We start from the raw sequence: 26,717 nt of genomic DNA, 5'->3' as shown, positions 1-26,717 counted from the left end.
TGTTATTTTATATTCGTTATTAATCTTTTTACTCCTTTTTAATACGTTACATGAAATTTTATACAGAATCATCACTACAAGTACATAAATGTTTGATATTATAGTAATGTTGATGATTTGTAAGGAAAGGAACTACACAATGAATAAAAATATATTAATTATTGATGATGATAAAGAAATTGTTGAATTACTTGCTGTTTATTTGCGAAATGAAGGCTATAACATTTATAAAGCTTATGATGGCGATGAAGCATTGCAAAAGGTTTCTACATATGAAGTTGACCTTATGATTTTGGATATTATGATGCCAAAACGAAACGGATTAGAAGTTTGTCAGGAAGTGCGTGAAAATAATACTGTACCAATTCTAATGCTTAGTGCAAAAGCAGAAGATATGGATAAAATATTAGGCCTTATGACAGGTGCTGATGATTATATGATCAAACCATTCAATCCATTAGAATTAGTAGCTAGAGTGAAAGCTTTATTACGAAGATCCTCTTTCCAAAATGCTACTTCGCAAAAGAATGAAGATGGTATTATTCGTATTCGCTCTGTTGAAATACACAAACATAATCATACAGTTAAAGTAAATGGAGAGTACATTAAACTAACCTCTATTGAATTCGATATTTTATATTTACTTGCGAGTAATACAGGAAGAGTATTTAGTTCAGAAGAAATTTTCGAACGCGTTTGGAATGAAGATGGTTATGGTTCAAATAAGACGGTAATGGTCCATATTAGCAACTTACGAGATAAACTTGAAACAGTAATAAATGGAGAAAAATTTATTCATACTGTTTGGGGAGTTGGCTATAAAATTGAGAAATGAAGCATTTGATATATTAAAAGATATTCCTAAATGGAAACTTATTTTTTGGCTTTTATTAGCTATCACACTCACTCCTATTACTGAACTAATTATTTATCGCCTCGTTACGAGTGTAATTGAAAGTTCACTTACTCTAACCGAACTCGGTAAAGAATTCATTCGAATTTTTGGTTATGAAAAGTATAAAGGGATTAAAGAGTCTTTATGGATGATGATTGTATCTTATTTGTTTTTATTTTCTATTTTTTCATCCTATCTTTACATTTTTTATCGTCACGAGAAAAAACTTTATTATGAAACTTGTATAAAAAAAATGATAGAAGAAATTCGTTATATTGCAAATGGAAACTTCAATCATAAAGTTTCTATTGTAAATCATAATTATCTAGAAGAATTAGCAATCGGGGTCAATGAAATTGTTGAACAATTAAAAGTCTCAATTGATGAAGAAAGACAAGCGGAACAAGCAAAAAGTGAACTTATTACAAATGTATCACATGACTTACGCACTCCCCTTACTTCTATAGTTGGATACGTAAATTTAATCCATCATGATAATTATAGAGATGAAGTGGAATTGCGATACTATATTCAAGTCATTTACGATAAAGTAACTCGTCTTAATGCATTAATGAATGACTTGTTCGAATATACACGTGTTCAAAATAAAGAATTAAGCTTGTATTCTGTTCCTATTGATATTGTAGAGTTACTTGGACAATTAACTGTTCAATTCCGCATACAGGTTCAAGAAGCTAATATAGAATGTCGGCCTTCTTTCCCGTCTCAAAAGCTCATGGTATTAGCTGATGGTGACAAATTAGTGCGTGTGTTTGAAAATCTTATTATAAACGCTATCGCTTATGGAAGCGAAGGTCGCTATATTGACCTTACTGCTTATGAAAGTAATAATATGATTACAATTGATATAACAAATTACGGACAACCTATTCCTAGTACGGATTTACCTCATATTTTTGAACGTTTTTATCGCGTTGAGAAATCTCGCTCTACAAACACTGGTGGATCTGGACTTGGATTAGCAATTGCAAAAAGTATAGTCGAATTGCATAAAGGAACAATTGAAGTATATAGTGATGACGAAAAAACAACATTCACTGTAAAACTACTCCCATACAAATGTTAATATTACAAATAAAAAGTTCAATTTCTTACCATATAAGAAATTGAACTTTTTCCATAATTACCCTAAATTTAATAATCCTTTATAATTCTTTAGAAATTCTTTACCTTTTCTTTCTTCCTAATTAAGCATTCCTTTTTACAATACTATTATTGATGTCATAATAGGAGGATCGCTTATGCAATTCTTAAAGAAATTTGCTATTTTATTATTATCTTTTTTTATTACTGCTCTTATCGTTTTATATTTTTATCTTTATGTAAATGGTCCGATTATTCAAGCTAAATCAGCTATTTTAATAAATGCTAATTCAGGTGAAATTGTTTATAAAAAAAATGAAGAAACCCCAGTACAATCAGCTGCTTTATCTAAATTAATGACAGAATATATCGTATTGGAGCAACTAAATGATAAAAAGATACAGTTAGATGACTTCGTACAAATAAGTAACGAAGTTTTCCGAGTAGAAACAAGCCCTATACAAGTAACATCGAATGATAAAACAACGGTTCGTGATTTACTTCATGCATTGCTACTGGCAGGGAATAATCGTTCTGCACTCGCTCTAGCAGAACACATTGCTGGAAATGAAGATAACTTTACAGTATTAATGAATAAAAAAGCAAAAGAACTAAAGTTATTACAACCATCTCCATTTCTAAACTCTACTGGAATTAATAATAATACAAATAAACAATCAACTACAACAGCGATAGACGCAGCTAAACTAGCAGCACGATTAGTAAAAGATTTTCCAGATGTATTGAATATTACGAAACTAACCTCTTACCAATTTACCTTCAAAGATTCCCAGGTTTTCAATACGAATAAAATGATATATTCCCTTAATGAAAACATTAAACTTCAAGGTGTTGATGGCTTACAAACTAGTTTTTCAACTAACGGTAATTATAGTTTTGTCAGTACAGCAAAACTTGGAGATACTAGACTAATTTCAGTAATATTAGATGCAGATGAAGAAAACATTTCATTTATTGAAACAAAAAAGTTGCTCCAGTATGGTTTTGATCCTTCCTCGTACTCTGCACTCCAAGCTTTTAAAGACGCCCTTACATCTTGGACAATATTGCTTCAGTTTAAAAATTTAATTATACAAACTATAATGATTTTTTTAATCATTACCACCTTAATGTTTTTACATATACGTCAGAAAAAATCCGAGGATTTCAATTAAGAAATCTTCTTATATATATAAAACCGACTTGCGCTTGAGATGCAAGTCGGTTTTTAATTCTATCATCCTCTTCCAAGCAAATTTGCTGAAACTGGTTGCAAGTTTAACTCTCTCGCCCATATAGATAGCTGACCAATATGATAAATTTCATATCCCATTACATGTCTTAAAACCTATGTTTTTTGAGGCATACATCCATCTCTGTTTCCTTTCGTTGTGTTCGTTTGTTTAGTTTAAATGGGTTAATCTATTAATTCTATTAAATCCAACAATTGAACTATTACACTTTAAAGTTCTACTCATATACTATAGTAGATTACTAGAAAGGAGGCTTAACTATGGATAGTTGCGTTGTATTTGTAAACGGACAACCTTTTTTAGTTCTTTCAGTAGCTGGTATTGAAATTGCTAGATTAGAGATTTCCCTTCAAGTAGCATTAGCTCTAAGAGTACTTGGGATACCAATCTGTGATTAATTACCAAATTAAAAGAAAAAGAGGGCATTAGCCCTCTTTTTTTATTTTCCTCATATATTTTCTTAACAACAAATAAAATTTTAATTTTTATATTGTAAGGAAATTCCGAAAAATAAACTCATTTTATTCAATAAAAAGAGCACCACCCATACCTCATTATCCGTTTCTAAAAAATTAGAATTCGATTAATTACAAAAAAATTTAAATATACGAACGTTACATAAAATACTTGTTAGAATAGCTGTCCTTCACACTATTTATTTCGCAAACGTTATATAATCAAAGCACCAATGATTAACTTTTTATACGGCTTATTTTAAGTGTGCTAGCCAATACTTTTACTTGTATGTTCTATACACTCATTCTCTACGGTATACTGATACCAACTTATATTTTTTGATGAGGGCCAATTTCCCTATATCCCTCTTTATTCCCATGTACTTTTTTTCTCAAATCCAAGCTAAATAATCTATATTGTTATCTTTTAAAATCAGCTCACTATCTGATTATATTAATAACCTATCACCTGGTAAAATCCTATTACCTAATGTATCTTCAATTGAATGGTCCATCATTTATACTTACGGATTGGCTTTCCCGTATCTATTGTGCATGGACATTGGATTTTCTAGCATCTAGCTCATTTCTTTAAAAATGTCGGATTTTTCGTCTATTATTAAATGAATAATGTTTGGAAGGGGATGTAATATGACAGAAATTAAAGTAGGGCTTACACAATTTTTAGACTTCACACTGAAAGGTAGTACAGCTAAAACAACCTTTATAAAAAATCTAAAATCCCAACCTGAATATCAACCAGCTTTTGATTACTGGAAACAATTACGAGAAACTGTTATTAAATTTCATCAAAACAAACTACCTTTTGAATATTTCGAAACATTAGTACAAACGGTTGATCAGAAAAAAAAACAAAACTACATTGATGTCATAAAGCAATACAAAAAATTCATTAAAAATAAAGACATCTCTTGGTTTGATCCAGGTAAATCACATTGGAAATCAGATGATTTAATCGTCCGTTCATCACCTGAACTTGGCTTATTCATTAATAATGAGCCACATCTTATCAAACTGTTTTTCAAAGGAAAAAAAGAGCGAATTGATAAATACAACATTAACTCGACACTCACACTATTAAATGAATCAACATTTTCAAATGAACGAAACGATGTGAATTATACGGTACTTAACATCCAAAAGAACAGAATGTATACGAATAACTCTATTAATAATAATCATTTAGTAGCGCTTAAATCAGAAGCTAACCAGTTTTGCTATATATGGAATAATCTATAAAGGACTATTCATCCCTTTCAATACATTGTTGATGCATACTTTAGTTACAATTTTTCTAGATTCATTCAGTTTCGTTTAATTATGACTCACCCTCTTATTCCTCAGAAACAATGCAGGTGGGCCTTTTTCAAAAATGGTTTCTTTGTTAGTTTTAACATACTAGCTCTCCCCCGAAACAGCTGCAATTGAAATTATTTTTGTTTTATTATCCACTATACCCACCAAGCCCCTTTGTTAACATAATATAATTATAAATTACTATCGTTGCTACTTCTTCCATTCATATTCTAACATACTCATTTCCCATAAATTCCAATACGTTTCTCCTACTCTTTTTGACTCTCTTAATAAGCCTTCTTTTACAAACCCTATTTTTTCGTAACATGAAATGGCCGATGTATTAAAATCATACACACCAAGAGTTACTCTATGTAGTTTTAATTCGTCAAAAGCAATATGAAGTACTGCTTTCATCATATGTTTTCCTATAGAACGTCCTCTCATCTTCGTATTACCAACTAATACTTTTCCAATTCTAGCGGACTTATTAATATTATCTATTTGCCCAAGCGAAATATGACCAATAACGTCTGAAGTCTCTTCATCTACCACTTTGAAAGCGAGTGTATTTGCACTTTCTATATACTTCTCTAATTGCTGTTCGTCTAAAGGGAATGTGAATGCATTTCCTGACCATTGTATTAGAAATTCTTCGGAATTAATCCAATTTATTAATTGTTTAAAATCAGATTTCTTAAAACTTTCTAGTTTAATCACTTCCTTGCTCCTTTCGTACATCATGCTTTATAACCTCAAACTTATTTCTATATAAAGAATATATTCTCCTTTTATATGAAATTAAAATAAAGCCATTCATGTGAATGGCTTTACAAAAAAGCAGCTTAATTATGCTTTGTTTGCTACATCAATACCATTAAAATCAAAGTCAGCAGTAACCGTTGTAACAGGTGGGAAAATTGCTTCAATTTTACAAATGGAAATAATTACTCCAACCGATCCTGGAATAGCCGCAAGCCTAACTACATCACAACTGACAGACGAAACAGTACCTACATAAGTACGTCCCTCTGTATTAATTTGAACTGTTCGATTAATTAATTTCTTAAGTTCATCTCTAATTCCTTGTACACAAGAATTATCACATTTCTCATGCTGTTCTTTTTTACACTCTTCGAATACTTCCCAACAATCATCTTGTTTACATGTACACTTCTTTTTACAATTATTAAATCGAGAACCCAATACCTCACCCCCTAATCCTTTCTATTAGTAAAGTATGTCCACTAGCTTAAAAGGGTACGAGGCAAACACATAAAAAGAAAAAAACAAACAATTGTACCAAACTTTCTTTTCATTATTCATTATAAAAACATACTTCTCCTAATTAAAAGCTTTTTAATGAGCGGCCGTGAATTTAGTCCTACTCCATTTAATGTTTAGACACCACTTTCTAAAACAAACCTTTTTTCTTTTAAATAAGACGCCCCTTAAAAACACACTAGATTTTCCCATTAACTCACATATACATAGACTTTATTTGTGGATTTCCCATTTTTCATTGTGAAATATACATTTAAAAAGCGTACTCGAAAATAAGATATTATTTGTAATCAGAACATTTTCTTCAACAAGTGTTTATTGAAAAATACCATAACTAGTAGTAGTTCTCTCCACTTTCTCTTAAAAATTAGCATAGTTTGTATGAATTCTATATCGAGTAGAAGACACTCTATCATATAAAGATAAAATAGTAGGTTAATAAACAAGCCATTTTTTTATTAAAACATAGAATAATATGAACACTATTGAAAGGAGGTAGAAATAAATGTCCTGGAAAAATGATTGCTGGAGTTCTCAGAAAAAGCATTGCTGTGATGATTGGTGGAAATCTAAAGAAAAGCATCATTGTGATGATGATTGGAGTTCTCAGAAAAAGCATTGTAATGATGATTGGTGGAAATCTAAAGAAAAGTGTCATTGTGATGACGATTGGAGTTCTCAGGAAAAACATTGTAATGATGATTGGTGGAAATCTAAAGAAAAGTGTCATCGTGATGATAATTGGAGTTCTAAACGAAATAAGTGTCGTTGTAAATGTTTCTTTATTTGTTGCCATTGTAAAAGAAAAAATTGGTAATATTTTTAATGTCAACGTAAAGGAAAGAATATGTCTTTTGGAACCCATCGGGCTTTTCCGGAAAGTTGATCCCTCACCTACTTCCTTGCTTTTGCTGAATTTTTAGATGGGGGCATTACTGCCCGGCAAATACTAGAATGTAATATATAAAAAGCTGACTGCTTATAGTCAGCTTTTTATATATTAACACGTAAAGGTTTAAACAGACATATAAGCATTCACGCTTTGTCATCACCTTGTTGTTGTAAATTAGTATTTCTCCATTGAATAGACATTCCATAATATCGTATTTTGATTAAAACTAAAAAACATACTTAACACTAATAGTAAAATTTTTCTTCTTCATCAAATTCACTTCTTTTCTTTTTATAAACATAAAAAAAGGATCTCTATTTATATAGAGATCCTTTCTAACTTTATAATTTACTAGACTGTAACCCCTGAATAAACGGAACTACTTCAGGATTTACAAGCGATGATAAATCACCTAATTCTTTTCCTAAGTAAGCTGCTTTAATAACACGGCGCATTACTTTAGAATTACGTGTTTTCGGTAAATCTTCTACAACGTGGATGTCTTTAGGACACAACGCTTTTCCAATATGAGAGTTTACTAAACTCATTAATTCTTTCTTTAATTCTCCTGTGAATGTTACATGATCTCTTAACACTACAAAACAATGACAAACTTCACCTTTTACTTCGTCAGGTACACCAATTGCAGCAGCTTCGATTACATCGTTATGTTTCACAAGAATAGATTCATATTCAGCAGGTCCAATACGTTTACCTGCAATATTTAACGTATCGTCTGAACGCCCTGTGATGATATATTGTTCACCATCGTAAATGACCCAGTCACCGTGGACCCATTTATTTTCAAAACGCGACCAATATGTGTTTACGTAACGTTCATCATCTTCCCAGAAGCTTTTCGTCATACCTACCCAAGGTTTCTCTAAGCATAATTCTCCGACTTCATCTCGAATTGGTTTACCTTGATCATCCAGTACGACAGCTGCCATTCCTGGTAAAGATGCGTTAAAACTAATCGGTGCTATTGGCTTAATAAGAACATTACCGAAAATCCCACCAGAGATTTCAGTTCCACCTGAGTAGTTACAGATTGGGACATTTCCTTTTCCAACCGTTTCAAACAGCCACATCCATGGATCAGGATTCCAAGGTTCTCCTGTTGATGCGAATACTTCCAAACTCTTTAAAGAATGTTTATTGACATACTCATCACCTTTTGCCATCAATGCTCGGATTAACGTTGGCGAAATACCTAGATGAGTAATCTCATATTTATCAACTGTCTCCCATAACCGGTCTGCTTCTGGGAAGTCTGGAACACCTTCGTACATAACCATCGTTGCTCCATTAATGAGTGAACCGAATAATAGAAACGGCCCCATCATCCAGCCCATATCAGTTACCCATAATACACGATCACCTTGTTTAATATTCATTCCAAATCCTGCATCAAAAGCTGCTTTCAAAGGAAATCCTGCATGCGTGTGTACTGTTCCTTTCGGCTTACCAGTCGTTCCTGATGTATAAATGAGCATTAATGGATCATCACTTTGCATTTCCTCGGCATGTATGAATGGTTTTTCTTTTTCTAGCGTACTCCACGAAAAGTCATAGTTATGTGGTGTAAAATCATTTCCTGCATGACGAACGATAACAACTTTTTCAACAGTTGGGCAATGTTCACAAGCTTTATCTACTTCATCTTTTAAAGAAACAATTTTACCGCGGCGTGAAAATCCATCTGCGGTAATAATCATTTTTGAACCTGCCGCTTGCACACGTGTCATGACTGCATCAGACGCAAAGCCTGAGAATATTGGTGAAATAATTGCTCCGATTTTCATTACAGCTAGCATCGCAACAACTGTTTCTGGAATCATCGGCATATAAATTGTTACACGGTCACCTTTCTCAATACCCGCGTGTTTCAAACCATTTGCAACACGACTTACCCAGTTGTCAAGCTCTTCATATGTAAATGATTTTGAAGTTCCATTTTCCCCTTCGTACTGAAGTGCTGGCTGTATTCTCGTCTCTTCATCCGCAAGCCAGCGGGATAAAGCTGATTCTACAACGTTACATGTTCCGCCATTATACCACTGTGCAAACGGTGTACCATTTTCTAAATCTAACACGTCTGTATAAGGTTTCATCCATTGATAGCCTACTGCCTTTTCTGCCTCTCCCCAAAACCAAGCTGTTTCCTCGATAGATTTATTATAAAAAGTTTCATAATCTTCATATCCCAATGATTTCATCCAACCATATAAACGTGTTTTTTCCTTGTACTCTTCTGTTGGAAACCAAACTGCTTGTTTCAATGTTTTCCCCTCCTTAACTTTTTGAGCAAGAAAGCCCTAAATAGGGCTTTTAAACTGGATATACAGGATGTTTACGATCCGTGAATACTTGATATTTACTCATATACATTTCGAAACGTCCTTTTAATTCTTCACGTAAATTGTTTGGATGAACAATACCATCAATCACCATCTCTGATGCTAAATGATAAATATCAATATCTTTCTTATACTCTTCACGTTTTTCAGCAATGAAGCTAGCACGCTCTTCTTCTGGTAAAGCTGCAATTTTATTTGCATATACAGCATTAACCGCAGCTTCTGGACCCATTACCGCAATAGAGGCTGTCGGTAATGCCAGGCAACAATCTGGTTCAAATGCTGGACCTGCCATCGCATATAAACCAGCACCATATGCTTTACGAACAACGATAGAAATCTTCGGTACAGTTGCTTCACTCATTGCAGAAATCATTTTTGCACCATGGCGAATAATACCAGCACGCTCTACTTTTGTTCCAATCATAAATCCTGGTACATCCGCAAGGAATAATAATGGAATATGATATGCATCACATAAATTAATAAACTTAGCAGCTTTATCAGCTGAATCATGGAATAATACGCCGCCCTTCATACGCGGCTGATTTGCAATAATACCAACAGGCTTACCATCAATACGTGCTAAGCCTGTAATTAGCTCTTGAGCAAATAATTTTTTCACTTCATAGAAGGAACCTTCATCAATAACTCTATTAATGAGATCTTTCATATTGAAAGGAGCATTTTGATTTTCTGGAATGATTTGTTCTAACGTTTTATCGAATTGTTTCGGTTCTTGAGGTGTAACCAATGGAGTCTTTTCTAAGTAGTTATTTGGAAAATATGAAATGTATTGTCTTGCTTGTGTAATCGCATCTTCTTCTGTCTTGCATAAAACATCTCCGCATCCTGATACAGAGCAATGCATACGAGCTCCGCCCATCTCTTCTAAAGTTACCTTCTCACCGATAACCATCTCAGCCATACGAGGAGATCCTAAATACATAGATGCATTTCCTTCTACCATCATTACAACGTCGCAAAAGGCTGGAATATAGGCACCACCAGCTGCAGAAGGTCCAAATAATAAGCATACTTGAGGAACTTTACCTGATAATTTCACTTGATTATAGAAGATTCTTCCTGCACCACGGCGCCCTGGGAACATTTCTACTTGATCTGTAATGCGCGCTCCAGCAGAGTCGACTAAATAAAATAACGGAACACGTAGTTTTTCAGCTGTTTCTTGAATACGTAAAATCTTTTCAACTGTGCGTGATCCCCATGATCCAGCTTTTACAGTAGAATCATTGGCCATTACACATGCAGTACGACCATGTATTTTACCCGTTGCCGTTACAACGCCGTCCGCAGGTAAGCCTGTTTGTTCACAGTTAGCAAATAATGCATCTTCTACATATTCGCCATTATCAAATAGAAGCGCTAAACGATCTCGAACAAATAATTTTCCTTTTGCTTTATTTTGTTCATGATACTTTGGTGCGCCGCCTTGTTTAATCGTTTCAACTCGTTCTTCAAATGAATTAGATTGTTGTTTTTGATCTAACATATTTACTCCCCCTTATACGTTGGTGTGCGTTTTTCCTTGAATGCTTGTAATCCTTCTAATCTATCTTTCGTATGGATTACACCTTCATACGCTTGTTTTTCCATTTGTAATCCGGTATGTAAATCAACTTGAATACCATTTGAAATTGCCTCTTTTGCTAATCGAACAGCAATAGGTCCATTACTAGCAATTTTCTCTGCTATTTCAATCGCTTTCTCTTCAAGTAAATTAGCTGGTACAACAAATTCTACTAAACCATATTCTTTTGCTTCTTGCGCTGAAATACGTCTACCTGTATAAATTAATTCTTTCGCTCTACCAACACCAATTAATCTCGGTAAGCGCTGTGTACCACCCGCTCCTGGTATAATTGCAAGTGTCGTTTCAGTAAGACCAAGACTTGCAGATTCAGCAGCAATTCTAAAATCACAAGCTAAACTTAATTCCGTACCACCACCAAGTGCGATTCCATTTATAGCAGCAATAACTGGCTGTGGTAATTGTTCAACCATCTCCATAGTCGTGCGAATCATACTAACAGCATGGCGAACTTGTTCCTCATTCATACCAGCACGTTCTTTTAAATCAGCACCAGCACAAAATGCTTTTTCACCAGCACCTGTTAGAATAACTACACGCGTATTGGACTCTTCACTTATTTGAGTTAATATGTTTTGTAACTCTTCTAATAACGCTAAAGATAATGAGTTTGCTTGTCTTTCACGATATAACGAAATCTTTACAACGTGAGGTGTTACATAATCAACTGAAATGTTTTGTAATTGTAGCATCTTCTCACCTACTTATCGTTTTATGTTGAAGCGCTCTATACACATGACTCGGTAATTGGATATTTAGCTTACTTTGAATAAATTGACTAGCTCGCAATAACTTTTCTTCGTCTATATTCGTTTGAACTCCTAATTTATGGAGCATATGTACTAGGTCATCAGTAGCAACATTACCTGATGCTCCTGGTGCATAAGGGCAGCCCCCGAGTCCACCACAAGAACTATCAAATGTTGTAATACCGTATTCTAATGATTTAACTACATTTGCTAGAGCCATTCCATACGTATTATGAAAATGCATGGCAAACTGCGAAGCATCATACTTCTTTAATAGATGTTCTAATACTTGTTCTACTTGTAATGGATTCGCTACACCGATTGTATCCCCAAGAGAAACTTCATAAATGCCGTATGAAAATAGTTGATTACATAATTCGTCAACTGCTGTGACACTTATATCCCCTTCATAAGGACATCCAAATACAGTAGAAACATAGCCTCTTACCTTTTTCCCTTCGAATAATGCCTGTTTTGTTATATCTTCGATTACAACTAACGCTTCTTTAATCGATTTATTAATATTACTTTTATTATGAGATTCACTTGCTGATAAAAAAACATTCACCTCATCTACATTTTGCAAAAAAGCTCGTTCCAAACCATTTTGGTTCGGAACAAGCGCAGCATATGTAACATTTGGATCTCTTTTCAGCTCAGAAAACACATCATTTGCATCCGCTAATGCTGGGACCCATTTTGGGTGAACGAATGAGGAAACTTCAACATACGACAATCCTGCTTCTGTAAGTAGTTGAATCCATTTTACTTTATCTTTTGTGCCAACAATCTTTTTTTCATTTTGTAAACCATCTCGTGGTCCTACTTCTTTAATGACAGCAAAATTAGGTAGTTTCAATTCGCTTCCCCCCCTATATCTCCCTATTCAATTTCTAATAATACATCTCCTTCATTTACAAAATCGCCTTCTTGCACATTAATTTTCATAACTGTGCCGGCTTCTTCTGAAATGATTGGAATTTCCATTTTCATAGATTCTAAAATGACGACATCCTGCTCTTCCTCTACTGTATCTCCTACTCCTACAACAATCTTCCAAACGTTTCCTGCCATCGATGCGTATACTTTCGTCATCATTTTTTCCCCCTTAATATTGTTAGATCTTATTTTTTAACGAGTTGTTTCGTTACAAAACCCGTTGTATAAATACCCGCTTTGAACACTTCGTCTTCCAAAACTTGCAGTAGCATTGGCGTGTTCGTTTTAATACCTTCTACTTTTAATTCTTCTAGAGCATCATGTAATTTCGAAATTGCTTCTTCACGAGTCTCGCCATGTGCAATGACTTTCGCAATCATTGGATCATAGAAAGGTGTAATCGTTACATGATTTTCTAAGAAGTGATCAATTCGTACATTTGACGGTAATGTTAAATCTGTAATTTTCCCAGGTGACGGGAAGAATGTTTTCGGATCCTCTGCATAAATACGAGCTTCAATGGCATGACCACTACGTTTTACATCATCCTGAGTAAATGATAGTTTCTCTCCACTTGCGATAAGGAGTTGCTGTTCTACAAGGTCTAATCCCGTAATTTCTTCTGTCACTGGATGCTCTACTTGTAATCTCGTATTCATTTCTAAGAAATAGAAATTTTTCTGATTATCTACAAGAAACTCAACTGTACCTGCATTTGTATAGCCAAGTGCTTTGGCAGCTTGTACAGCAACTTCTCCCATCGCCTTTCGTGTACCTTCATCTAAAAATGGTGAAGGTGCTTCTTCGATTACTTTTTGATTTCGGCGCTGTACCGAACATTCACGCTCCCATAAATACACTGTGTTACCATGTGTATCTGCTAAAAGCTGAATTTCAATATGATGCGCATCTGCTATATATCGCTCTAAATACATTTCTCCGTTACCGAAGAAGTTTTGCGCTCTTGTTTTATTACTTTCAAACGCTTTGGTGAGCGTTTGCTCAGTTTCCATCAACTGCATACCAATGCCTCCGCCGCCTGCGGATGCCTTAAGCATTAATGGATAACCAATTTGTTTTGCAATTTCAATTGCTTCTTCAGCAGTTTCAATATTTGTAGTAATACCTGGGACTACTGGGACATCTGCTGCTTGCATTGCGATACGTGATTCAATTTTACTTCCCATCTTCGTAATGATTTCTTCTGAAGGACCGATAAATACGATTCCTTCTTCTTTGCAGCGAACCGGAAAAGACGGATTCTCTGATAATAAACCATAACCCGGATGAATGGCTTCTGCATTTGTCTTCTTAGCTATTTCAATAATTTTTTCAAGGTTTAAATAGCTTTCTTGAACACGCGGTCCACCTACTAAGTAAGCTTCATTTGCCATTTTCACATGAAGGGCATTTTCATCTGCTTCAGAATAAATAGCAACAGTGCGAATGCCAAGTTTTTGACAAGTTTTCATAATACGAACAGCGATTTCCCCGCGATTCGCAATTAATATTTTTTGAAACATAGTGATTCCTCCCTTTTATCTACATCCTAAATGTCTAGCAATTACGAGACGTTGAATTTCAGAAGTTCCTTCACCAATTTCTAATAGTTTCGCATCACGAATATGTCGTTCAACTTCATATTCACGCATATAACCATATCCACCATGAATCTGTACTGCTTGATTCGCAATACGGCTTGCTGCTTCCGATGCAAATAGTTTTGCCATTGCCGCTTCTTTGCCGAAAGGTTTATCGTTATCTTTTAACCAAGCTGCTTTATGTACTAAATTGCGTGCTAGCTCTACTTCAGTCGCCATATCAGCTAATTTAAATTGAATCGCTTGGAAATTAGAGATTGACTTTCCAAATTGTTGACGTTCTTTCGCATATTGTAATGCACGTTCAAAGGCTGATTGCGCAATACCAACTGCCAATGCTGCGATTGAAATACGCCCTCCATCAAGTGTATATAAAAATTGTTTAAAGCCTTTATTTACATCACCAAGAATATTTTCTTTCGGTACACGAACGCCATCAAGTACGATTTCACAAGTATTAGAAGCGCGAACACCCATCTTATCGTAAGGACTTGAAATCGTTAATCCTTCACTCGTAGTAGGCACGATAAATGCAGAAATACGTTTTCTACCATTCTCTTCAATACCGTTGACAGCGGTTACAATAATTGTATTTGCATACTCTGCGTTTGTAATCCAACACTTCTCACCACTGATTACATACTCATCACCATCTAATACCGCTTTCGTTTGAGTACCACCTGCATCTGATCCAGCATTCGGCTCCGTTAATCCGAAGGCACCTAATGTTTTACCTGACGCCATCGGAACTAAATACTTTTGTTTTTGTTCTTCTGTACCGAAATAATAAATTGGAGAAGCACCTAATGAAATTGTTGCAGCATAGCTTAAACCGGTGCCACCACAAGCGCGACCAATTTCTTCAACTGCTAACGCATACGATACCGTATCGCCACCTGAACCTCCATACTCTTCTGGGAATGGGATGCCTAATAATCCTAGTTCGCCCATTTTTTGAAATGTTTCATATGGAAACTCTGCAGTTTTGTCATAATATACAGCTTTCGGTGCGATTTCCTTTTCAGCAAAGTCACGTACCATTTCTTTAATCATTTGTTTTTCGCGAGTTAGAGTAAATTCCATTCCGCTACACACCCCTTATCGAATATTGAGTTTCGACAGCGTGCGAGTTTCTACTACAAACATAACAACTTAAAAGACAAGAATATTAGTTAGACAATTGCTATAATTCTGTCATAACTTAATTTTAAAACAGATTCTGTACTAATGCACAAAAAAATTCCTACATTGTTCTACAACAACATAGGAGATTTTGTGTCGAATTATGTAATTTATTGTTTAATAATCTCTACCTTTTCCCGAATCAGAAATTTCTACTAATGCTTCAGGATATGGTTCGAAATACGTTTGTCTTAATAAATACTTTTCATCAAATCGAATAGCCCATGATTTTAATATTGTAAGTAAACTACTAAGTGGTATTTTCTTTTCTGCATACTTTTGTAACAGTTCTATAAAATGATCTTTTTCTTGTTTTTTTAACTTTGTTTTAAAATATCCAAAAATGTGCTCGCATACATTTACATTCGATGTATAACGGGGCGCACGCATAAATAATTCATATAAAGTCTTCTCATAGTTTTCAAATACCACTTCAATCTTTTCATTTTTTTGATTTGCAATTATACGACCTAATTCCTTTTGTTTCACCTGATTATATGCCATAAATAAATATTTATTGTCCGACTGAAACGATACAAGTTCTTTCATATTTTTATTGTGTTTAATCATTTTGTAATATGCGATTGTAAATAACCTTGTAAAGAAATGCTCTCTAATAATAAAATTCGACAATCTACCTTCCTCTTCAATAGGAAGATGCGAAAAATTTTTTACTACTGCTCCGCCGAATAAGCCAGCTCCTTTTCCCTTTGCTGGCGCTTTTTCAAAACCAGAATAAATTTTCACATCACGCGTACCACAACTTGGTGAACGATTCTTTAAAATAAAACCATCCACATCCGGTATCGTTTGTAAAAAGTCATTTGAAAACTGCTCCATTTTTTCAGTTACATCTTCTCGTGTCGACGGTTGCACAAGTCTATTCTCACCATTTTCTTCTACAATTCGTATCGTTTCACGAGGAGTCCCCAATCCAATCTCCACTTCTGGACAAACAGGTATAAATGTAACAAATGGCTGCAAATTTCGTATTGTTACATCTGGAATCATCTCTCCATTATAACGACAAGCATCAAATTCTAAACACTTACTTACGACGATTGTAGGTTTTGCAAATTGTCGCATCTTATTACCTCCTTATTGCTAGCCCGTATAATATAAATTGTACTAAGATTAACATTTTAAGCAAAGTTTGATTCAGTTATTTTTATGAGAAATATATATCCAATGATATATTAACAATCATTCAACTCTATTTTCTATAAATGTACGCCCTATTAATGAGGGTTTAGATATTGTGAAATGAATAATACACACATGCTTCGGAGAAATTAATGATTAAGAAAGGAGGGATTGTTATGAAAAAGAAATTATCATCTATTTTAAGTGTTTTAGCACTATCTATTATGTTTTTAGGTACATCTACGCAAGCTGAATACGATGGAAATAATATGAATAGAGTTAATAACACTGATATTTCAACTCGAGTAAATGACAATAACTTAGACAGAGTTAATAATGATGTAAGAACTCGAAATGTAAATACAACAAATGATTTAAATGATAATCGTGATAAAAATAATAATTGGGCTTGGCTTGGTTTATTAGGACTAGCAGGATTATTAGGTCTTAGAAGAAGAGACAAAGAAACACGCTGATTTAGAATGTTTTTAGTAAACAAGTACTTATTTATCAAAAATATATAATGAAAATAAATCGCCTTTTTAAAGGCGATTTATTTTTCAGGCTGTGGAGAAAGTCTTCTCCACAGCCTGTTTTTGTGTCTGAACCTCTTTTTATGTGTCAACACTGATAAAAAAGAGGAAAAGGAGAGATTTTTTATGATGGGTGCTTTAAAAAATCATCGTGATGAGCGTGTATCTGTTTCTGTAGAAGAGTTGGTTCCACAAGATCATTTCCTTCGTGCAATTGAAGCGACAATTAGTTTTGATTTTATTGAAGAGAAGTTACGCCCTTATTACTGTGAAAACAATGGACGCCCGTCCATTCATCCTATTGTTTTATTTAAGATGATGTTTATTGGATATTTTTACGGTATTCGTTCTGAGCGTCAATTGGAAAAGGAAATTAAAACGAATATTGCCTACCGTTGGTTTTTAGGGTTTTCTCTATCGGATACTATTCCGGATCACTCTACAATCAGTTGGAATCGTCGTACTCGTTTTATTCATACAAATATTTTCGAAGAAATTTTTGATGAGATTGTGAGACAAGCGACGGAGCACCGGATGGTAGGAGGACGTGCACTGATGACAGATTCTACACATATTAAGGCCAATGCCAATAAAAATAAATTTGTACATAAATATAAAAAAGAAAAAGCAAAGTTTTATATAGACGAGCTAGAAGCTGCGGTAATCGAAGATCGTGAGGTACATGGAAAAAAGAATTAAAACCTAGAAAGGAAAGTGATACCCCTACCAAAAAAACTCGTATAAGTACAACGGATCCAGATAGTGGATTTTTAATGAGAGATGGAAAACCAAATGGTTTTCATTTCTTGGATCATCGTACGACTGATGCGAAGTACAATATTATTACAGATACCTATGTAACGGCTGGAAATATGGCAGATTCCGAGCCGTATTTAGCACGCCTCCAAGCTCAGATTGATAAATTCGACTTCAAAGTAGAAGCTGTTGCCCTTGATGCTGGCTATTTTACAGGATATATCTGTAAGAAACTATCAGAACGGAATATATTTATGGTGATGGGGTATCGCCGATTTGGAAAACGGAATAAAGAAGTACCGAAAAGCCAATTTAAATATGTAGAAGAAATGAATGTTTTCGCTTGTCCGATGGGATGTATTCTAGAATATGTAACAACTGATCGTGAAGGATACCGTCAATACAAATCGAATCCAGAAGACTGCGCTGTTTGTCCGTTACGTGAGGTGTGCTTTTCAAAGAAACAAAAACAAAAAGTTATCACTCATCATGTGTGGGAGAAATATAAGGATATTGCTAGAAAAAACAAGCTAACAGCTACAGGGAAAAGGTTGTATAAAGTACGCTGTTCCACTATAGAGCGAAGCTTTGCAGACGCCAAAGAACTACATGGCTACCGCTATGCCCGGTTTCGAGGGCTGAAGTCTGTCCAAATGCAAGCTTATCTCACCGCAGCTTGTCAAAACATGAAAAAAATAGCCCTCCACCTGACCAAAAAGGGTCAGGTGGAGGGCTATTTTTTAAAATTCTATTATTTTATGTTGTTTTTATTCGCTAAAATCAAAAAAGATTCCAGAGTGTTGGGAACCCTAAAGGGTTTCCCAACACTCTGGAAAATAAATCGCCTTTTTAAAGGCGATTTATTTTTACTTAAAAGTAATGTATGTAATTCACACTTCAACGATTAAAATCGTGGAGTTAATCCATACAATATAAATTGAATCGTATTTTCAATTTCCGCTTCATCATTCCATTTTTCTTCAGGCAATAATAAAAATCGTGTTAATAATAAACCTAATACAGCTGATAAAGTAAGACGTAGTACGGAAGATGGTGGTATCTCAATAATTTCCCCTACTTCTTGAAATTTCACAATCAACTTTTTGAAATGTGAAAACAGTTCTGTTTCTACTAATTGCTGTATTTCATTTTTCAGTTCTGGTTGGAATGGCACCTCTTGAATTAATATTTTTATCATAGGAAAGTGTTTTTGAGCAAATTTAAACCTATTATGAATTACAACCCTTAAAAGTCCTTCGTATGATTCATACTCCGATTTAAATATTTCTTTTGCAAAGGTTTGTACGAAAAATGGTGCAGCGAACTTAGTTAAAGTTGGCATTACGACCGCTAATAATAAATCTTTTTTTGTTTTATAGTAGCGGAAGATGGTTCCTTCCGCTACACCAGCACGCTTTGCAATTTCACTTGTTGAAGTTGAAGCGTATCCTTTTTCTCCAAACATATCAACAGCCGCCTCTAATATACGCATTTGACGTTCATTTCGTTTATCCGTATTAGTTGCAGCTATTAATTCCTCCAGCCAATCCTTCTGCATTTATAAAGCTCCTTTTTGTCATTATTATATTTTGCGATGTTTCTTTAAAGCAAATACATTTCCTACTGCAAATAATATTGCAAAAAGTAATAATACAGTAAGATCTAATGCAATCTCTGTAAACCCTTGATTCCGAATCATCACTTGTCTCATTGCGTCAGCGCCGTATGTGAGTGGAAATACTTTCCCTAACATTTGTAGGTTCATAGATTCCATTGGAAACAATCCAGAAAAGAAGATTTGTGGCACAATAACAAGCGGTATAAATTGAATCATTTGAAATTCATTATTTGCGTATGCCGATAAAAACGTACCTAATGTTAGTGCAGTTAAAGAGAGCATACATGTAATAAGTAACGTTAGCCATATGGAGCCAGCTACGTATAAATCTAAAATATAAACGGAAAAACTTACGATAATAATGGATTGTATAAAGGCAAAGATTCCAAAACCAATAATATAACCTGCGACTATTTCCCATCTTCTTACTGGGGTGGATAATAACCTTTCTAGCGTACCACTTAAACGTTCTCTTACGAAAGATACACCTGATAATATAAATACAAAGAAAAATGTAAAGAAACCAATTAATACAGGACCAAGCCCATCAAACATCGTAAAGTCTTTAGAGCCATGTAAATAATTTACTTCAGGTTTCATAATCGATACATCATTCTTCTCTGTGCTTTTTTGCAATACTTGAAGTACAGCACGATTTTTTGACGAATCACTACCTTCCAACAGAAGTTTCATTTTTCCATTCTCTATTCGAAATACTGCATCTACCTTTTGTTTTTCCAACTCAGAAATCGCCTTTTCCTTACTGTATTCATAAATTGACGCTTCTTGATTTTTCATCACTTTTACTATTTGAGCGGGCATATCAACAACAGCAATTTGCGGTATATAGTCTTTCTGTGTAAACACTAGTGACAAAAGCCAAAGTAATAACATCGGTGCTCCAAACATCATTGCTAACGAACGCTTATCTCGAAAAAATTGACGAATAATACGTATGATTACACCAGTAACTCTCATGATGGCACCACCTCTTCTAGCAAAAAGACATCTTCAATCCGTCCAGATGACACGCGTTTTTTCAATTCTTCAGTTGTTCCAACCGCAACTAGTTTCCCTTCTCTAATTAACCCTAGACGCTCACAAAATTCAGCTTCATCCATAATGTGCGTCGTTACAATAATCGTTGTGCCTTTCTTTTTAAGATCATAAAATTTTTCCCAAATCGTTTTTCTAAGAAGCGGATCTATCCCCACTGTAGGCTCATCTAAAATTAATATTTCTGGTTCGTGAAGGAGCGCTATTGCTAATGATAAGCGTTTTTTCATTCCACCTGAAAATTGTTGTACTTGCTTTTTCATATACTGTGACAATTGTACAAGTTCAAAAACCTCTGCAATTCTTGTCTTTTTACGTTTTCCCTTTAGCCCATACATCGTTGCTATAAAATCTGCATTTTCATATGCTGACAATTCTTCGTATAATGCATCCGCCTGGGCCATATAACCAATTCGTTTCATTTCATTTAAATTAGGCATATTAGTATTATTAACAAGCACTTCACCTTTCGTTGCCTCATTAATACCTGCAATCATTTTAATGAGCGTTGTTTTCCCCGATCCAGAAGGTCCAACAAAACCAAAAATCTCTGCTTTTTCAACTTGCAATGAAAGATTGTGTAACACTTCTTTTTTTCCAAAACTTTTTGATACAGTCCGTAAAATAATTGAAGGTTGTTGCACGTTTCATCCTCCTTTTCCAATAAAAATGAGTGAGTACTCACTTTTATTTTACTCTTGCTTAATTATATGTCAAACTTCGTTGATTAGTATGTATGTTCAATCACCGATATTAAACAATGAAACAGAGTCGACATTAGAATTTCATTTCCTAAAGTCGACTCTGTTTCATTTAAACTATAAATTTCACTTTACGTTTTTAAATTCATATACTTCCGAATTCTAGCAACGTCTAAAGAATATTCGATAACTAATTGCTGTAACGGTAAAATAACTGTGTCAGGATATAAATGTGCATATTGTAATGTTTCTGCATATTTTTCTAACCTTTTTTCTAAATACTTTATTATTTGATCAGGATGACTTACTAATAAACATTTACAATAATAATGGATTTGTTCCTCAATCGCCGTGTATTCTTCAATTTCATATTCTTTATGCATGTGTACACCCCTTTAAGTTTTTTATATGAATTACTTATCACAATTTTCACTCGACAAATTTTAAGTTTTTTGATTATTTACACTATAACAAACACTGAGGGTCAAATTTTGTTACTTTATGTAACGTAGAAAATTTTTAACAAAATTGTAATGTTTACTCCTGCAAAATACAGAAAGCCCCTTTACTCATTTTTGTATAAAAAAAATCGTACAGCTTAATTTAGCTGCACGACTACAATTTCTGGCCTATTCAAAATCCTTTGCGGAATGATACTATTTCCTAATCCTCTACTCACTACCATTGATGTATTTTGTTCTACATATAAACCCGCTGTATATTTAGGTAAAACACCTTGATTTGGCGCAACTAATCCTCCGATAAATGGCAATCTAACTTGCCCTCCATGAGCATGTCCCGATAAAACCAAATCCAACCGCTCATTCGTATATTCCTTTATAAATTCAGGCCGATGGGATAATAATACATTATATTTATCTGGCTGCATTTCAATTTTTGCTTTTTTAATTTCATCTATTATAATATTTCCTTCATCACGGTTTCCAGTACCAAACTCTGGATCATCAATACCTAGCAAGTTTATCTCTTGCTCACCCTTTCGAATGCCTACATGTTCATTCCTTAAAACATTGACACCATATTTCTTCAACTCTTTTTCTAAACTGTTATACTTTCCAGACCATTGTTCATGGTTTCCTGTCACAAAATATACAGGATACTTCTTTACCATTTCTCGTATTAATTGCATACTAACTTCTGCATCGTATGATTTACTGTCAATTAAATCACCCGTAATTGCAATAATATCTGGGTCTATACTTTTCATTTTTTGAATTAACACATCTTGATTATCGCCAAATTTTTTATTGTGTAAGTCTGAAATTTGTAGAATTTTATACCCTTTAAAAGAGGATGGTATTTTACTAGAGGTTATTTTAATCTCAGTTATACTTATTAAATTGTTCTGTAAATATAAAAAGATTGTAAAACCTACTAATATACAAATAATCATTACAATTCTATTAATCTTCTTTTTCATATTTTCTCCTTTACATTCTCATCAAACACTTCTATATGCTAACTGAATTATATTATACTTTCTTGAAATTTATTTAAAATAATACAGTACATGAAATTTCATATGAGATATGTCATATATATTCGTTATATTTTTACTTTTACCTTTTTAATAATAAGAATACAAAAACGACTCTTATCACACGAAAAGAGTCGTTTTCTAACTTTATACTTTTAATACTTTCATGTTAAAAATGCGAAAACTAAAATACTATTACCTAAGAGCCTTAACTATAACTTTAGTTGCCTCTGCAATGAGTTGATTATCATAAGTTGCCTCTTTCTCATCTTTACTAGATAAAATTGCGATGATAATTGGTGCTCTATTTGGAGGCCAAACGATAGCAATATCATTTCTTGTCCCGTAACTGCCAGCACCTGATTTATCTCCAACTACCCAGTCAGTTGGTACGCCTGCACGAATAAGTTTGTCTCCTGTAGCATTTCCTTTCATCCACTCTGTAAGAATTTTACGTTTTTCAGCAGGAAGTGCATTTCCGACCGTAAAAGCTTTAAGATTCGTAGCAATAGCTTTCGCTGTACTAGTGTCACGAATGTCTCCTGGAATAGCTTCGTTTAATTCTGTTTCAAAGCGATCAGACATAGTAATCCGATCCCCCATATGCCTAAGCGCTTTTTCATATCCTTTCGGCCCTCCTATTTTATTAAATAAAATGTTCCCTGCAGTATTATCACTTGAACGAACAGCTGCCTCAGCAATTTCTCCTAGTTTCATTCCAGTATCTACATGTTTCTCTTTAACAGGTGAATAATCTACTAAGTCTTCTTTCGTATATATAATTACTTCATTTAATGAATCAATTGAGTTTTGCTGTAGTAATACTCCTGCTGCTAAAGCCTTGTAGGTTGATGCGAAGGCAAATCTTTCGTTAGATCGATAAGAGATTGTTTGATTTATACCAGTATCAATCGCATATACACCTAATCGAGCATCAAATTTTTTCTCAAGTTGAGAGAACTCTTTATGCGTCGCCTGATTTTTATGTTTCACTTGTCCAGTCTTTTCTTTCGCTTCAACTTGCAGTGCCCCTCCTGTAAAAGCTTCTAGGCTTGTAATACTTAAACCTAATATACCAACGCATATTCCTATTTTTAGCATCCTCTTATTTTTCAAAATCATCATTCCTTCCAAATTTTTAGTACCTTTTTATACGTACACATAATAGACAATCACCGAACCAAATTTGTTCCATAAACTGAAAAAAATTTTATAGCTAGTATGAGAGTTATTAACAAAATAAGAGATAGTAGCTATGATCGCCGCTATCTCTTATTTCACATTTCATTTTTTCTTATAAATGGCTTTATACAAACAGGTTCTCTTCCCTGAGAAAAGTATCTTAATTTTGCTTAGAACTACCTGTACTAGTAGCTTCACCATGTATACGTTGCTGTTTTAAATCAAAGTATACATCTAAAACTTCCTTTCCAATTATAGAATTAATTCCATTTTTATCATCATGAAGCCATGGAACTACTACGGAAAATGCTACTTCTGGATTATCATATGGAGCATATCCAACTAACGTTAAGTTGTAGCATTCCATACGTTCTCCTTTTGCATTTCTACCAATCGGGTCATCTCCACCATATACAGTTTGGGCTGTTCCTGTCTTTCCTGCTGGTTTATATGGCGCGTTTTTGAAATATTTCACGCCAGTTCCATCACCTTCTTGGAATACCCATCTAAACCCTTCTTTTATCCGATCAATATGTTCTTTCTTCATATCAATTCGATTTAATACGACAGGCTCTATGGAACGTATAACTTTGCCAACCTCTTCTTTTATTGATTGTTCTCGTATTTCTTGTACAATTTGAGGTTGCATTCTATAACCACCATTCGCAATCGTTGAAATATATTGCGCTAATTGCAACGGCGTATACGTATCATACTGACCGATAGAAAAATCTAGTAAAAACCCAGGTTGACTATCTACTTTTCTCGTTTGTCCAATTATTTCATTCGGTAAATCAATACCTGTTAGGACACCTAAACCAAATTGCTTGAAATAATAGCGCATCGTATCAAATGCTCCTTGTTTAATATCCAATGAGCCATTTGGTACGTAATTGACTCCCGCAATTTTTAAAGCTGTCTGGAACATGTATACATTTGAAGATACTTGTAAAGCTCGTAAATCATTAATATTACCAAATCCGGATACATTCCACGATTTTTTAGCTTGTGTACCTTTAAATTTCATCGGCGCGTCATAAAATTGATCTCCTGGATGTATTGCCCCTGTCTCATATCCAGTTAATAAAGTAGCACCTTTTACAGCTGACCCTAGCTCATACGAAGTTGTCATGTTACCTAACGCCAAATCCTCAACCTCTATTTTCCCTTCTTTTTCTACAATCTTTTTGCCTGCCATAGATAAAATTTGTCCGTTATTTGGATTTGTCATGACAACAAAAGCTCGATCGAGCAGTGGCTCTGAACTCTTAAAAGCTCTCAAGTTTTTCTCTATACTTTCTTCCACTTTCTTTTGTAATTCCATATCAATCGTTAATGTTAAACTATTACCACTTTTTCCTTTAGAGATTATTTCTGTGCTAACAATGTTTCCTGATTTATCAGTAATATTTTTCACTTCTTCTTTCGTGCCGTGTAATACATCTTCATATCGTTGTTCAATATAACTTTTTCCAACACGATCATTACGGTTATATCCACGTACTAAATAAGAATCTAAATTTTCTTTCGGTAATCCTTCTTCACTACTCGTAATATTTCCTAATATAGAACGAAATAAATTACCATTTACATAATTACGTTCCCAATCAACAGTGGCATCTACTCCTGGAAAATCTCCAAGATTTTCGCTTATCCGCGCATACTCTTCATCTGTTACATCTTTTTTTATAATTTGTGGTGTTAGTTGATAACCCGAACTCATTTTACTTTTAATAGCTAACACCTTTAAATCTTGTGCTGTTAATTCTGCTAATTCTACCTCTGTAACGCGACCTCGTCTTAAGTCTTCTATTTTTTTATCTAACTCTTTGCCCTCTATACCCTTTTCTTTAAATTTTTCTATATCTTTCTTAGTAATCTTTGTCTCCGCACGTTTCGAATTCAACTGCATCCAAAAATCTTTTTTATCGATATCGGTTAATTTATTTATGTCTTGTTCGGGCATTTCAAGTACTTCCGCCAAGTCTTTTGCTGTTTTTAAAATAGCTTCACTCGTAATCCCCTTTACCCTTGTATACGTAATTGTGCGAAGAGGTTTATTATTAACGACTGTTTTCCCTTCTCGATCTAAAATTTGTCCACGTGGAACTGGAATACTAGTTATTGCATTTTGACTACTTTCCACTTGGTTCCTATAAGCCTCTCCCTCCACAATTTGTACTTTCCCTAGCTGCATAATAATAGCTGAGAATAGTAAAAATATGCAAAGGAACATAATATTTAACCGAATAGATATATATGTCTTCTGTTTCTTTCCTTTTTGTTCTTTCATAAATCCTCCATATAATTCTTCCGGAACTCCTCACTAATACTTAAACGTTCCCTATATATTTGAAACCATTATTCGGTTATAAATAGTGTCTTATCTTTTTTTCTAAATCTTTGTAAGTATTAATTCCTTTTTGTATAGCCGCGTAATTGATAAATCTCCCTTCCTTTTTTCTCACTTGTTTTTTGTCGCTTGCAATGTGACTCATATTATATTTTACACATAGGCTTGCTAGTAACTTTTCATATTGATTATTCCTTTCTTCATGCTGTAATACTTAATAGACAACCTAAACAA

Annotated in this window: 24 protein-coding genes and 2 pseudogenes; 8 read left to right on the top strand and 18 right to left on the bottom strand. The window is 34.1% G+C overall.

Annotated elements, in window-relative coordinates; all coding sequences use genetic code 11:
* Positions 1-139 precede the first annotated feature (139 nt).
* The 3 genes from AC3WVZ_RS11185 (at position 140) to AC3WVZ_RS11175 (ending at position 3,174) form a co-directional block, all read left to right on the top strand.
* Positions 140-835, top strand: a complete 696-nt coding sequence (locus AC3WVZ_RS11185; protein WP_001038807.1) for a response regulator transcription factor — start codon at positions 140-142, stop codon at positions 833-835.
* Positions 825-1,982, top strand: coding sequence for a sensor histidine kinase (locus AC3WVZ_RS11180; RefSeq protein WP_001243312.1), 1,158 nt, complete (start codon positions 825-827; stop codon positions 1,980-1,982). Before AC3WVZ_RS11185 ends, AC3WVZ_RS11180 begins: the two co-directional genes overlap by 11 nt.
* A 175-nt stretch (positions 1,983-2,157) precedes the next feature.
* Positions 2,158-3,174 carry a D-alanyl-D-alanine carboxypeptidase family protein gene (locus tag AC3WVZ_RS11175; RefSeq protein WP_001160045.1) on the top strand — a complete coding sequence of 339 codons (1,017 nt, stop codon included), beginning with the start codon at positions 2,158-2,160 and terminating at the stop codon, positions 3,172-3,174.
* Positions 3,175-3,236: 62 nt separating this feature from the next.
* On the opposite strand, the pseudogene AC3WVZ_RS11170 reads toward AC3WVZ_RS11175, so the two are convergent.
* Positions 3,237-3,347 (bottom strand): annotated as a pseudogene (locus tag AC3WVZ_RS11170) (DinB family protein); the annotation flags it as partial.
* A gap of 165 nt (positions 3,348-3,512) precedes the next feature.
* Between AC3WVZ_RS11170 and AC3WVZ_RS11165 the strand changes: the two are divergent.
* Positions 3,513-3,650, top strand: a complete 138-nt coding sequence (locus tag AC3WVZ_RS11165) for a DUF3956 domain-containing protein (RefSeq protein WP_000376554.1) — start codon at positions 3,513-3,515, stop codon at positions 3,648-3,650.
* A 708-nt stretch (positions 3,651-4,358) separates the two neighbouring features.
* Positions 4,359-4,967 (top strand): hypothetical protein, encoded by a 609-nt coding sequence (locus tag AC3WVZ_RS11160; RefSeq protein WP_000136052.1) that lies wholly within the window; start codon positions 4,359-4,361, stop codon positions 4,965-4,967.
* Between the two features lie 267 nt (positions 4,968-5,234).
* Here the strand turns inward: AC3WVZ_RS11160 and AC3WVZ_RS11155 are convergent, their stop codons facing one another.
* Entirely contained in the window at positions 5,235-5,768 is a 534-nt protein-coding gene (locus tag AC3WVZ_RS11155; RefSeq protein WP_000990082.1) for a GNAT family N-acetyltransferase, read from the bottom strand.
* Between the two features lie 105 nt (positions 5,769-5,873).
* Positions 5,874-6,230: a hypothetical protein gene (locus AC3WVZ_RS11150; protein ID WP_000535577.1), complete on the bottom strand. Its 357-nt coding sequence runs from the start codon at positions 6,228-6,230 to the stop codon at positions 5,874-5,876.
* A gap of 596 nt (positions 6,231-6,826) precedes the next feature.
* On the opposite strand from AC3WVZ_RS11150, the gene AC3WVZ_RS11145 reads away from it, so the two are divergent.
* On the top strand, positions 6,827-7,231 hold the full coding sequence (locus AC3WVZ_RS11145; protein ID WP_000560129.1) for a hypothetical protein: 405 nt from the start codon (positions 6,827-6,829) through the stop codon (positions 7,229-7,231).
* Between the two features lie 310 nt (positions 7,232-7,541).
* Here AC3WVZ_RS11145 and AC3WVZ_RS11140 read toward each other — a convergent pair whose 3' ends face one another.
* The 8 genes from AC3WVZ_RS11140 to AC3WVZ_RS11105 form a co-directional block, all read right to left on the bottom strand.
* Positions 7,542-9,482 (bottom strand): AMP-binding protein, encoded by a 1,941-nt coding sequence (locus AC3WVZ_RS11140; RefSeq protein ID WP_000806472.1) that lies wholly within the window; start codon positions 9,480-9,482, stop codon positions 7,542-7,544.
* 49 nt (positions 9,483-9,531) lie between these two features.
* Complete coding sequence (locus AC3WVZ_RS11135; protein WP_000886744.1) at positions 9,532-11,073, bottom strand: acyl-CoA carboxylase subunit beta; 1,542 nt, start codon at positions 11,071-11,073, stop codon at positions 9,532-9,534.
* A 2-nt stretch (positions 11,074-11,075) separates the two neighbouring features.
* On the bottom strand, positions 11,076-11,864 hold the full coding sequence (locus AC3WVZ_RS11130) for an enoyl-CoA hydratase (RefSeq protein WP_000939818.1): 789 nt from the start codon (positions 11,862-11,864) through the stop codon (positions 11,076-11,078).
* A 4-nt stretch (positions 11,865-11,868) separates the two neighbouring features.
* Entirely contained in the window at positions 11,869-12,780 is a 912-nt protein-coding gene (mvaB, locus tag AC3WVZ_RS11125; RefSeq protein ID WP_000775436.1) for a hydroxymethylglutaryl-CoA lyase, read from the bottom strand.
* A gap of 23 nt (positions 12,781-12,803) precedes the next feature.
* A complete protein-coding gene (locus AC3WVZ_RS11120; RefSeq protein ID WP_001987345.1) occupies positions 12,804-13,019 on the bottom strand; it encodes an acetyl-CoA carboxylase biotin carboxyl carrier protein subunit in 216 nt (71 codons plus the stop codon).
* 26 nt (positions 13,020-13,045) lie between these two features.
* The gene (locus AC3WVZ_RS11115; protein ID WP_000486749.1) at positions 13,046-14,383 is read right to left on the bottom strand and encodes an acetyl-CoA carboxylase biotin carboxylase subunit; all 1,338 of its coding nucleotides are present in this window, start codon (positions 14,381-14,383) and stop codon (positions 13,046-13,048) included.
* Positions 14,384-14,398: 15 nt separating this feature from the next.
* On the bottom strand, positions 14,399-15,544 hold the full coding sequence (locus AC3WVZ_RS11110) for an acyl-CoA dehydrogenase (RefSeq protein ID WP_000397279.1): 1,146 nt from the start codon (positions 15,542-15,544) through the stop codon (positions 14,399-14,401).
* Positions 15,545-15,760: 216 nt separating this feature from the next.
* Positions 15,761-16,729 carry a YbgA family protein gene (locus AC3WVZ_RS11105; protein ID WP_001248640.1) on the bottom strand — a complete coding sequence of 323 codons (969 nt, stop codon included), beginning with the start codon at positions 16,727-16,729 and terminating at the stop codon, positions 15,761-15,763.
* A 233-nt stretch (positions 16,730-16,962) separates the two neighbouring features.
* Here AC3WVZ_RS11105 and AC3WVZ_RS11100 point away from each other — a divergent pair, with 233 nt between their 5' ends.
* Both AC3WVZ_RS11100 and AC3WVZ_RS11095 read left to right on the top strand, forming a co-directional pair.
* The gene (locus AC3WVZ_RS11100) at positions 16,963-17,262 is read left to right on the top strand and encodes a WGxxGxxG family protein (protein ID WP_000728157.1); all 300 of its coding nucleotides are present in this window, start codon (positions 16,963-16,965) and stop codon (positions 17,260-17,262) included.
* Between the two features lie 183 nt (positions 17,263-17,445).
* Positions 17,446-18,815: pseudogene (locus AC3WVZ_RS11095) on the top strand (IS1182-like element ISBth7 family transposase); the annotation flags it as partial.
* Between the two features lie 164 nt (positions 18,816-18,979).
* On the opposite strand, the gene AC3WVZ_RS11090 reads toward AC3WVZ_RS11095, so the two are convergent.
* The 7 genes from AC3WVZ_RS11090 to AC3WVZ_RS11060 form a co-directional block, all read right to left on the bottom strand.
* A complete protein-coding gene (locus AC3WVZ_RS11090) occupies positions 18,980-19,633 on the bottom strand; it encodes a TetR/AcrR family transcriptional regulator (RefSeq protein WP_065382197.1) in 654 nt (217 codons plus the stop codon).
* A gap of 24 nt (positions 19,634-19,657) precedes the next feature.
* Positions 19,658-20,671, bottom strand: coding sequence for an ABC transporter permease (locus tag AC3WVZ_RS11085; RefSeq protein ID WP_001266729.1), 1,014 nt, complete (start codon positions 20,669-20,671; stop codon positions 19,658-19,660).
* Positions 20,668-21,393 (bottom strand): ABC transporter ATP-binding protein, encoded by a 726-nt coding sequence (locus AC3WVZ_RS11080; protein ID WP_001187071.1) that lies wholly within the window; start codon positions 21,391-21,393, stop codon positions 20,668-20,670. Before AC3WVZ_RS11080 ends, AC3WVZ_RS11085 begins: the two co-directional genes overlap by 4 nt.
* Before the next feature lie 188 nt (positions 21,394-21,581).
* Positions 21,582-21,833, bottom strand: coding sequence for a hypothetical protein (locus AC3WVZ_RS11075; RefSeq protein ID WP_000548621.1), 252 nt, complete (start codon positions 21,831-21,833; stop codon positions 21,582-21,584).
* Between the two features lie 215 nt (positions 21,834-22,048).
* Complete coding sequence (locus tag AC3WVZ_RS11070; protein ID WP_000727179.1) at positions 22,049-22,891, bottom strand: metallophosphoesterase; 843 nt, start codon at positions 22,889-22,891, stop codon at positions 22,049-22,051.
* Positions 22,892-23,143: 252 nt separating this feature from the next.
* Positions 23,144-24,070 carry a class A beta-lactamase Bla1 gene (bla, locus tag AC3WVZ_RS11065; RefSeq protein ID WP_233936566.1) on the bottom strand — a complete coding sequence of 309 codons (927 nt, stop codon included), beginning with the start codon at positions 24,068-24,070 and terminating at the stop codon, positions 23,144-23,146.
* A gap of 220 nt (positions 24,071-24,290) precedes the next feature.
* On the bottom strand, positions 24,291-26,423 hold the full coding sequence (locus AC3WVZ_RS11060; protein WP_233936366.1) for a peptidoglycan D,D-transpeptidase FtsI family protein: 2,133 nt from the start codon (positions 26,421-26,423) through the stop codon (positions 24,291-24,293).
* Positions 26,424-26,717: the final 294 nt, after the last annotated feature.

The sequence above is a fragment of the Bacillus sp. CPT56D-587-MTF genome, assembly GCF_058792335.1.
The sequence above is the reverse complement of the archived record's forward strand: the minus strand, read 5'-3'. Positions and strand labels throughout refer to the sequence as shown.